Source organism: Nitratidesulfovibrio sp. 1201_IL3209 (assembly GCF_036763125.1).
In the GTDB taxonomy this organism is placed as follows: Bacteria; Desulfobacterota; Desulfovibrionia; order Desulfovibrionales; family Desulfovibrionaceae; genus Cupidesulfovibrio.
This window is the reverse complement of the sequence record NZ_JBAIYT010000053.1, coordinates 1-10019: the sequence shown is the minus strand read 5'-3', so window position 1 is coordinate 10019 and position 10019 is coordinate 1. Positions and strand designations below refer to the sequence as shown.

General features: G+C 67.8%; 9 protein-coding genes, 1 tRNA gene and 1 pseudogene. 3 read left to right on the top strand and 8 right to left on the bottom strand.

Features of this window, described 5'->3' with window-relative positions; genetic code table 11:
• Nucleotides 1–241: 241 nt before the first annotated feature.
• The 8 genes and pseudogenes from V6B97_RS16620 to V6B97_RS16585 form a co-directional block, all read right to left on the bottom strand.
• On the bottom strand, nt 242–751 hold the full coding sequence (locus V6B97_RS16620) for an OmpH family outer membrane protein (RefSeq protein WP_333507641.1): 510 nt from the start codon (nt 749–751) through the stop codon (nt 242–244).
• A 191-nt stretch (nt 752–942) separates the two neighbouring features.
• Nucleotides 943–2235, bottom strand: coding sequence for a transglycosylase SLT domain-containing protein (locus V6B97_RS16615; RefSeq protein ID WP_333507640.1), 1293 nt, complete (start codon nt 2233–2235; stop codon nt 943–945).
• A gap of 465 nt (nt 2236–2700) precedes the next feature.
• Nucleotides 2701–3225 carry a DUF6691 family protein gene (locus V6B97_RS16610; RefSeq protein ID WP_333507639.1) on the bottom strand — a complete coding sequence of 175 codons (525 nt, stop codon included), beginning with the start codon at nt 3223–3225 and terminating at the stop codon, nt 2701–2703.
• 2 nt (nt 3226–3227) lie between these two features.
• The gene (locus V6B97_RS16605) at nt 3228–3758 is read right to left on the bottom strand and encodes a YeeE/YedE thiosulfate transporter family protein (protein WP_333507638.1); all 531 of its coding nucleotides are present in this window, start codon (nt 3756–3758) and stop codon (nt 3228–3230) included.
• Nucleotides 3759–3956: 198 nt separating this feature from the next.
• The gene (miaA, locus tag V6B97_RS16600) at nt 3957–4952 is read right to left on the bottom strand and encodes a tRNA (adenosine(37)-N6)-dimethylallyltransferase MiaA (RefSeq protein ID WP_442935504.1); all 996 of its coding nucleotides are present in this window, start codon (nt 4950–4952) and stop codon (nt 3957–3959) included.
• A gap of 212 nt (nt 4953–5164) precedes the next feature.
• A pseudogene (gene coaD / locus V6B97_RS16595) lies at nt 5165–5695 on the bottom strand (pantetheine-phosphate adenylyltransferase); the annotation flags it as partial.
• Nucleotides 5671–6243, bottom strand: coding sequence for a 16S rRNA (guanine(966)-N(2))-methyltransferase RsmD (gene rsmD, locus V6B97_RS16590; RefSeq protein ID WP_333507637.1), 573 nt, complete (start codon nt 6241–6243; stop codon nt 5671–5673). The gene rsmD and the pseudogene coaD, both read right to left, overlap by 25 nt.
• Before the next feature lie 79 nt (nt 6244–6322).
• Nucleotides 6323–7933 (bottom strand): MBL fold metallo-hydrolase, encoded by a 1611-nt coding sequence (locus V6B97_RS16585; RefSeq protein WP_333507636.1) that lies wholly within the window; start codon nt 7931–7933, stop codon nt 6323–6325.
• A 326-nt stretch (nt 7934–8259) separates the two neighbouring features.
• On the opposite strand from V6B97_RS16585, the gene V6B97_RS16580 reads away from it, so the two are divergent.
• The 3 genes from V6B97_RS16580 (at nt 8260) to V6B97_RS16570 (ending at nt 9889) form a co-directional block, all read left to right on the top strand.
• Entirely contained in the window at nt 8260–8916 is a 657-nt protein-coding gene (locus V6B97_RS16580; protein ID WP_333507635.1) for a TIGR00730 family Rossman fold protein, read from the top strand.
• A 202-nt stretch (nt 8917–9118) separates the two neighbouring features.
• A complete protein-coding gene (tadA, locus tag V6B97_RS16575) occupies nt 9119–9550 on the top strand; it encodes a tRNA adenosine(34) deaminase TadA (protein WP_333507642.1) in 432 nt (143 codons plus the stop codon).
• 245 nt (nt 9551–9795) lie between these two features.
• Nucleotides 9796–9889: transfer RNA gene (locus V6B97_RS16570), tRNA-Ser, on the top strand.
• The last annotated feature ends 130 nt before the right edge of the window (nt 9890–10019 follow it).

Below are 10019 nucleotides of genomic sequence, written 5' to 3'. Positions count from 1 at the left end.
GATTTGTTTGACTTGCAGTTGCCAGACCGCAGGTCTTTCATAACAAATCAAAAGGAGTTTTTCTTACATCACCATAGCTGTAAGCTTACGAGAACCCCGCGCATAGCGCGGGGTTTTCTACATACAAGAAAGGACGCCCCGACCTGCCAGGGCGTCCTTGTCATTACCATCTGTCGGCCATATGCCGACCATATGCAGGCATCGCGGGTAGCGCCGGGCGCCTGCCGCATGCCCGGCGGCGCTACTGCTTGGGGGCTTCCACCGGCGTGGCCGGGGCTTCCGCCTCAAGGCGCTTGAAGGTGATGTTCATCTTGTTCAGTTCGGCCACGATGTTGCCGGTGACATCGGCGCTGGGGCCTGCGGAAAGCACGTTGTCGTTGCCCACGATGACGTCGAGGCCGTTCTTTTCGCGGTAGGTGTCCAGCACCTTCTGCAGGTTTTCGTTCAGGACGGAGATGACCTGCTGCTGTTCGGCGCCCATGCGCTTCTGGTAGTCGGCAAAGGCTTCCTGGAACTTGTGCTTGTTGTCGTCGCTCTGGTCCTGCTGCAACGATTCCTGCATCTGGTTGAGCTGGTTCTGCATTTCCTCGTGCAGCGTTTCGAGGTGCTTCACCCCGGCCTTGCCCGCCTCGCTTTCCTGGTAGACGCGGGCGGTGTTCACCACGGCGATGCCGCCGGACTTGGGCTGGTTGCACCCGGCAAGCGCCACCATGGCGGCAAGGGCCAGCAGTACGAGGGCATATCTTTTCATGAACGACTCCTGTGTTCGGAACGGTTGGCCCCGCGCGGGGGCGACCACGGACTGGAATGCCGTGCCCGCTGGGCATGGCGGCGCGCCGGTCGGCGCGACCATCCCCCATTACGCCCTTTCGGTTCGCAACACAACGCCGCGAAACGGGTCCGGATCGTGCGGCGCCCTGAAGGACGATCCGGGAACAGCGGCTAGTGGACGGATGAAAAATTCTCCAGCGAGGCAAGCACCTTGTCCACGTACTTGCGCGATTCGTCGGCGGGCATGTGGCGCACCAGTTTGTCGTACACCTGCTGGGTGGTCATGGCGTTGATCAGGGCCACGGCCTTGTCGCGGTCGGCGTCGAACACGCGCAGCAGGGCGTTGGGGCCGCCGTTGTAGGCGGCGATGACGCACAGTTCGCGGGTGGCCGGGTTGGCGATGTCGGAAAAGTGCCGGTTGGACAGCAGGTGCAGGTACACCGTGCCGTAGCGGATGTTGGTGCCGGGGTCGAACAGGGCGTCGCGCGGCGGCTGGCCGGGCGTGCCGTGCAGGTAGGCGTGCACCTCGCCCCCGGCGGTTTCCGGCACGATCTGCATCAGCCCCAGGGCCTGCGCCGGGCTGACCGCGTTGGGGTTGAACCCGCTCTCGGCGTGCATGATGGCCAGCACCAGGCGCGGGGAAAGGTTGTAGCGCCGGGCGTAGCGGTCCACCATGTCGCGGTACTGGCGGGCGCGCAGCAGCATCTGTTCGGGCGTGGCGGCCGCAAGCATCTCGCGCGAGGCGCCTCCGTACGCCGGTCGGCGCACCCCGGCCACGGCGGAACGCCGGGTGGCGGCGCACTCCCTGGCCAGCAGCCGCGACGTTTCGCTGCTCGTCCAGCGCAACGGGCGTCCGGCCTGGTCCAAGGCCTCGCCGTAGAAGGCGGGCTCGACTATCAAGGTTGGCAGGGTGGGCTGCATGGGTTCACCCAGGCGGCCGCCATCGACGCGCAAGGGGTCCAGCCCCGGCAGGATCATGGGCGACGCGTCGGCCATGGCGTCCACGGGGCGGTGCCCGTCCACGGTGGACACGGCCACGCCGCCCCCGACAAAGCTGACCGGGGACACCGAGTGGAGAGGGGAGGATTCTTCCGCCACGCCGGAAAGTACGTCGGGCAGCCCCGGCGAGGCGGCCACCGTCGGCTGCGCTCCACCGGTCACGGTGGAGGTCGGCACGGCCATGGCGGCCCCGGCGGCCGGACTGGCAGGATCTGCCGGATTGGCCGGGTCGACCACGGCGGGGGCATCGCCGGGCCGGGCCACGGCGGCGCGCATGCGCCACTGCTCACCCTCGGCCACGGGACGTTCCACGGCGGGCTTGGCGCGCAGCACCCTGTCGCTCAACGGAGCGCGCACGAACGGGCTGCCCGCGTCGGGCACGAACCCGGCCACCAGGCCGAGCACGCCCACCGCCAGCGCCGCCGCGGCCAACAAGCCGCCGTATGCCGTGCGTTTCCGCTTCACCCACCATCCTCCGTTGCCGACGGCATTCGGCGTACCCGGCTTGCCCAGCGCGACCGGGCTGCCCGTCGCGCCCGTTGCACATGACGCGCGGCGCGCCCCATGCGCACCCGCATCCGTGATTATATCCGGGCAGGCCGCCCTGCGATCCGTGTTCCGTGACTGCGCCATGCCCCGGCAAAAAGCAAATTCCGCGCCAAGGGCCATGCGATTCGCGCCCGCCAAAGCCCGGCCGGGTCGGCGTTCCGCCGAAACCGGGCCGGGCATGCGCCGCAGTCGGAAACCCGACGCCGCGTTTCGCCCAGCATAGGGGGTGATGGCCCGGCGGGCAAGTACCACGGCCATTTTCCGGACGGCTGCTCCGTTTCGCGCCACGGCGCCGGGAAGCCGGACTGCTCCCCTCCAAACGCAACGGGCCGCCACTCCGATGCGGGAGCGGCGGCCCGGAAGCCTGTCCTTGTTCCGTGTCTACAATCCCTTGCGCTCGAACCACCGGAACAGCAGCACCGCGCCCGCCGCCAGCGGCACGATGACCACCCAGTGGTTCACCCCCAGCACCTGCGGCAGGGTGATCTTGCCGAAATCGCCCCAGGTCAGCAGGGTGGTCTTCATGGCCGGGTAGGCTTCGGCGTACAGGGCCGCGCCGCACAGGCTGCCCAGGATGCCCCACAGGGCGTCCCAGCGGCCCTCGCCCAACGCCCCCAGCGAGGTGCCGGGGCAATAGCCCAGCAGGCCCCAGCCCAGCCCGAAGGCCAGCCCGCCGACAATGTTGCCGCCAAGCACCAGCGGCTTCACCGACAGTTTCGCCAGTTCCAGGTCCACCAGCAGGTACACTCCCACCATGGCCACCACCACGGTGGAGAGCATGAACTTGACGATGGTCATGTCGCGCAGGCGCAGCGCGCCCAACTGCCGGTCATGGCGCAGCACTTCGGAGCGTTGCAGGAATATCCCGAACAGGATGCCCGTGACGAGTCCGCACGTAAGGTCCATGGCTACCTCCCCCGGTACAGGATGCGCGCCATCACCAGCCCGCCCGCGAAAAAGCAGGCCAGCGCCACGAAACCGCTCAAGGAAAGCTGGAGCGAACCGCTCAGCCCGTGTCCGCTGGGTCAGCCGTCGGCCAGGCGCGCGCCGAACATGGCCAGCACGCCGCCGCAGAAGGCCGCCACGCCGCGCCGCAGCCTGGACGGGCCGAACCGTTCCGCCCAGCCCGGCGGCACCCCCTGCCAGCGGAAGGTACCCGAGCCCAGCGACGCCAGCAGCGCCCCCACGAATATCCCGGCCACGAACATCCACTGCCAGTCCACCTTGGGCGCTTCCTTGACGAAGTACTCCAGCGCGGCCACGCGCTCGGGCGAAAACACCCGCTCCACGAAGCCCGCCGAACGGACGAAGGTGGTGGACGCGCCGAAGAACTTGCCCGTCACCCACACCGACGCCACCACCAGAAGGCCGCTCAGCGCGCCGCCCACGTAAGGGCTCCACGGCCTGCGGCCCGGATTCACGGTATCCTGTGCTTTCATGAACGCCTCCCCGAGGTTTGGCGCATGGTACACCACAGGTGAGTATGTGACAACTGACGTGACGCATTTCGCGCGACACGTGACGCCGGGCAGGCGAGATCGCGCCGGGCAAGAAGAGCGAAGAGAGAGGGGAACGGGGAAGCTGCGGTGGGGTGGAAGGGTATCGAAGGCGGACGGCGCGCACCGTGGCGGCCCGCCCTACTCCCGGGTCTCGCCGCGCAGGAAGGCGGCCGTGAGCGCGGCCATGGCGTCGAGGTCGTCGGGCCTGACCCAGCGGATGCGCCTGTCGGCGCGGAACCACGTCAGTTGCCGCTTGGCGTAGGCGCGGGTGTTGCGCAGCCACAGCAGCCGGGCCTCGGCCAGGGTCAGTTCGCCGGTGAGGTGGCGGTACAGTTCGACGCAGCCGATGCCCGACCAGCCCGGCGCGGCCGGGTCGTCGCACAGGGCGCGGGCCGCGCGCGCCTCGTCCAGTGCGCCCGCCTCCAGCATGAGGTCGATGCGCCGGTCGAGCCGGGGCGTCAACTCGTCCAGGCTCATGTCCATGCCCATGCGCAGCGCCGCGAAGCGCGGCGGCGGCACGGGCCGGGCGTGCCACCACGACAGGGTGTGCCCGGTGCCTTCGTGCACCTCCAGCGCGCGCACGGCGCGCTGCCGGTCGTTGGGGTGGATGCGCGCGGCGTACTCCGGGTCGATGGCCGCCAGCCGGGCATGCAGCGCGGGCGCGCCCAGGTCGTCGCATTGGCGCTCCAGCCGGGCGCCGATGGCCGGGTCCACGCGGGGAATGTCGGCGATGCCGTCCAGCAGGGTCTTCAGGTACAGCCCGGTGCCGCCCACCAGCAGCGGCAGCAGCCCGTCACGGCGCGACTCGTCCCGGCGCAGGGTGTCGATGGCTGCCGTGGCCTTGTCGGTCCACACGCCCGCGCTGATCTTTTCCGTGCTCGGCAGAAAGCCGTACAGCAGGTGGGGGCACACCGCGCGTTCCTCCGGCGAGGGCTGCGCGGTGATGACGGGGAAGTCGCGGTAGACCTGCCGCGAATCGGCGTTGACCACCCCGGCCCCGAAGGTGCGCGCCAGGTGCAGCGCCGCCGCCGTCTTGCCCGCCCCCGTGGGGCCGACCAGGCAGATCACGCGGATGGGGGCGTCGGCGTCATGCGGCGCATGCGGAACAGAAGAACCAGTCACGGCCACAGTCATTAAAACGTCGGCGCCATGGGCGGCGTCCCCCCGCCATAGCCCTCGTCGTCGGGGCCAAGGCCGCCGTTGCGCAGCGCGTCGTCACATTCGGCGCTGGAGCCCGCGCGCGGCCCGCGCGACAGGAAGCCTCCGTTGCCCAGGCCCGCCCCGAAGGCGGAACCCGCCGCACCGGCTCCCCCGCGTCCTCCCACCCCCCCGACTCCCCCTACGCCAAGGTCGATGTCGTCGCCCAGCGGATAGGGGTAGCCGTACTTCTCGCGCAGCTTGCGGTAGATGTTTTCCGGCACCAAGCCCTTGATGTCGCCGCCCAGGCTGGCCGCCGCCTTGATGATGGTGGAGCTGATGTACAGCCACTGGTAGTCCGTCATCAGAAACACGGTCTGGATGTGCCGCTTGAGCTTGCGGTTCATCAGGGCCAGCTGGAATTCGTACTCGAAGTCGGACACCGCGCGCAGCCCGCGCAGGATCACGTTGGCCCCGCGCCGCTCCACGTAGTCCACCAGCAGGCCGGTGAACGGCTCCACGGTGATGGCGGGATGCCCGGCGAACACCTCTTCGGCCATGCGCACCCGCTCGTCCAGCGAGAACAGCGGCGTCTTCGGCGTGTCGGCGGCCACGGCCACCACCACGTTGTCGAAGATCTGGCAGCCCCGGCGGATGAGGCTGACGTGCCCGTTGGTCAGCGGGTCGAAGGTGCCGGGGTAGATGGCAAGGCGCCCTACCCGTTCTCGCGCGTCGTCCATAGCACGATCCTCGTCTGTCCGTAGGTCCTGTCGACGATGGGCACGAGCGCCGCGTTCTCCCGTTCCGGGTCCAGCGGCAGGCGCGCCTCCACCTCCACGGCCACGATGGCCCCGTCGGCCAGCCAGCCGTTGCGCACCGCGTTGCGCAGCGTGGGCGACAACTGCCCCTCGCCGTAGGGCGGGTCTATGAACACCACGTCGAAGGTGGTGCGCGCCCGGCGCGCCAGCAGCTTGTTGCAGTCTTCCTGCACCACCTGCCAGCGCTCCGGGGCGATGCCCAGGGTTTCCGCGTTCCTGCGGATGAGCTCCGCCGCCTTGGGGGCGGCCTCGACGAACCACGCCTCGGCCGCGCCCCGGCTCAGCGCCTCGAAGGCCAGGCTGCCGCTGCCCGCGTACAAATCCAGCACGCGCAGGCCGGGCCAGACCACCCCGCGCGACTCCAGCATGGAAAAGAGCGACTCGCGCACCTTGCCCATGGCGGGCCGGTAGCCCGGTCCTTCGGCCGTCTTCAGCACGCGGCCGCCGTATTCACCTGCGATGATGCGCATGAAACTCCTGAAGCAAGTAAACGTTCATGCTCCGCGCCCTTCGGGCCGGATGCCAACGGGCAAAAGGGCAATTTTGAGCCTAGACCTGCGAAAGCAGACTCAGGATTTCCCTGTTCAGGTCGGCCATCCGGTCGCGGATGTCCACCTGCTCCACCCACGGGCGCTTTTCCACCCCGGCCAGGCGCTGGCGCAGCATGGCCACCTTGGCCTCGGTGTCGCCCAGCAGGAATTCCCAGTCCACACGCGGATGGGCGCGGCTTTCGTCGGGCGCGGTGAGCATGGTGCGGCCCGGCTTCAGCGTCACCTCTTCCATGTAGGTGGGCACGTGCACGGTAAGACCGTAGCGTTCGTGCAGCTTTTCCGAAAGGGTGGTCTGGGCCTTTTCTTCGCCGTGCACCAGAAACACTTCCATGTCCTTGTGCTGGAAGGCCCCCACCCAGTCGAGCAGGTGGCTTTGCCCGGCGTGGGCCGAAAAGCCGCCGATGGTGAACACCCTGGCGTTCACCGCCACGTCTTCGTTGAACAGGCGGATGGTCTGCGCGCCGTCCACGATCTTGCGGCCCGGCGTGCCCACGCCCTGGTAGCCCACGAACACGATGGACGCCCCCTGCCGCCACAGGTTGTGGCGCAGGTGGTGCTTGATGCGCCCGGCGTTGCACATGCCGCTGGCGGAAATGATCACCGCCGAACCCTTCATGCCGTTGAGCGCCTGCGATTCCTGGCTGCTCAGGGTGTAGCGCAGGTTGGGCAGGGACAGCGGGTCTTCGCCGCGCGCGTAGGCGGCCTTCAGGTCGTCGTCGTAGAAGCGCGGGTGCTTGCGGAAGATTTCCGTGGCGCGAATGGCCAGCGGGCTGTCGATGTACACCGGCATGTCGGCGGGCAGTTTGCCGTCCTGCCACAGCATGTGCAGGGTGTACAGCACCTGCTGGGTGCGCTCCACCGCGAAGGCGGGAATGATCACCTTTTCGCCGTGGCCGTGGCTGTAGGCGATGGCTTCCGCCAGTTCGGCCCGGCTGTTCTCGGAGTTCTTGTGGTCGCGGTCGCCGTAGGTGGACTCCATGAACAGGTAGTCCGGCCGGGCGGGGTGGTCCGGATCGTTGACGATGAGCTGGTTGGGCCGCCCAAGATCGCCGGAGAACACCAGCCGCGTGGGGGTGCCGTTTTCCGTCACCTCGATTTCGAGGAATGCGGAACCCAGGATGTGTCCGGCGTCCTTGTAGGTGACGCGGATGCCCGGCGCGGGCTCGAACGGGGCGTTGTATTCCACGGGGCGCAGCCTGCGCACGGCGTTCTGGGCGTCGGCCATGGTGTACAGGGGGTCCACCGGTTTGCGCCTGCCGAAGCGGCTTTGCTTGCGGGTTTCCCATTCCGCTTCCATTTCCTGGATGTGCGCGGAATCCTGCAACATGATGTCCATCAGGTCGCGCGTGGGCGGGGTGCAGTAGATGTCGCCCTTGAAGCCTTCGCGCGTCATGCGCGGCAGCAGGCCGGTGTGGTCGATGTGGGCGTGGGTGACGAGAAAGAAGGCGATGTCGCCGGGGCGGTAGATGTCCGTATCGACGTTGCGCTTTTCGATTTCGGAGTTGCCCTGGTGCATGCCGCAGTCGATGGCGAAGCGGGTGCCGTTGGCTTCCAGCATGTAGCACGAGCCGGTGACGGTCTGTGCGGCTCCCAGAAACTGTATGTTCATGCCGTTCCTCTGGTTCCGGTGAGTGATGAAGGGCGCGGATGGCGTGCGATGCGAAGGTGCCGGAAGCGCCGGATACGTTGGGATGCGTTCGAACAGGTTCGGACGCGTCAGGGTGCGTTCGGATGTGCCGGGCATGCGGGGGTACCGGTCATGCGGGGCACGCATGCGCGCACCTGACGCGCAACGGCGCGGAGGCGCGGGATTCGCTGGCCGGGTTCTCTCCGGACCGGGGGATGATTCCCCGGCACGCCAACCCGCGAACGATTCCCGAGCGTTGCGCAGGCTGCGCGGAATCCGTATAGTGCGCAAAACTCAAGGAGTGTGCAATGGGTTCTTCCAAGCAGTACGTGATTGACAGCCTGTCCATAAAGGAGTCGTGGCGGCTCTTCAAGATAATGGCCGAACTGGTGGACGGATTCGAGACGTTGAGCGACCTGGACCGCTGCGTGTCCATCTTCGGGTCCGCGCGGGTGAAGCCGGACAGCCCCCTGTACATGGAAACCGAGGCCATTGCCCGCAAGCTGGTGGAGGCCGGGTACGGCGTGATCACCGGCGGCGGCCCCGGCCTGATGGAAGCGGGCAACAAGGGCGCCCATGAGGCGGGCGGCACGTCCGTGGGCCTGCACATCCACCTGCCCATGGAACAGGGCGCCAACCAGTACGTGAAGACCCGCTGCGACTTCCGCTACTTCTTCGTGCGCAAGCTGATGTTCATCAAGTACGCCATGGCCTACGTGGTCATGCCCGGCGGCGTGGGCACGCTGGACGAACTGACCGAGGCCTTCGTGCTGACGCAGACCCACCGCATCAAGCCGTTCCCCATCGTGCTGTACAAGAGCGACTACTGGAACGGCCTGCTGGACTGGATCCGCGACAAGATGGTCTCGTACGACTTCATCCGTGAAGAGGAAATGGACCTCGTCACCGTGCTGGACACCCCCGAGCAGGTGGTGGCGTACATCAAGAAGCACGTGATCATCTAGGGGCGGCTGGCGGAGGCTTGCGGGCTTCCGCCGCGCCAGAGATACAACGGATCACCGGCCCGGCCACCTGATGGGAACCGGGCCGGACCGTTTTCGGAGCAGTATCGTGACGGACGACGCCTTCATCCTGCCGCCCTACGCCCTGCGCGGACCGGCGGGCCCCGTGCCGCCCGCCCCGCCCGGCTGGACGTGGGATGCGCTGATGGACGCCGCCCTTGCGCAGGCCCGCAAGGCCGCGGACCTTGGCGAGGTGCCCGTGGGCGCGGTGGTGGTGGACCGGGCGGGGCACATCATCGGCGCGGGACACAACACCCCGGTGGCCACGCACGACCCGTCCGCCCACGCGGAAATGGTGGCCCTGCGCAAGGCCTGCCGCAACACCGGCAACTACCGGCTGGACGGCGCGGTGTTGGTGGTGACGCTGGAACCCTGCCTGATGTGCGCCGGGGCCATGGTGCACGCCCGCGTGGCGGGCGTGGTATACGGCGCGCCCGACCTGAAGGCCGGGGCCGTCACCTCCTGCCTCGACGCGCTGGACCAGCCCTTCCACAACCACCGGGTGTGGCACATGGGCCACGTGCGCGCGGCGGAGTGTGGGGCGCTGTTGCAGGAGTTTTTCCGGGAGCGGAGGTAGCGGCAGCGGGTAACCTGATTGCCCCTCTGGCGCTGCCCGCCGGAAGCAGAGGGAAAGCGAACCGTTCCGCATGCGCCGTGGGTTCGAGTCCCACCCTCTCCGCCGCAATAGCTCCCCGCACTGCCCATCCGGACAGAACGGGCAGTCACCACAGGCTATACGCCGCACTCCCCTTGGGGCTTGCATTCCCTCCGGAAATTGCCTAAAAGGTCACTCCGCCACGGGCAAGCCCCAGTTGGCAACGCGGAGAGGTAGCGAAGTGGCCGTAACGCGCTCGACTCGAAATCGAGTTATCGGTTAGTAGCCGGTACGTGGGTTCGAATCCCACCCTCTCCGCCAGAAAATCAAAACCACCCGCATAGCGGGTGGTTTGCTCTGCCCTATAAGGGCATATTACCGGCCTGCGCCTAAAGGACGCTGCTTTCACTGCGTTCAAGCCAGTGCCTTTGTCTCTTTGGCTACCCCTTGA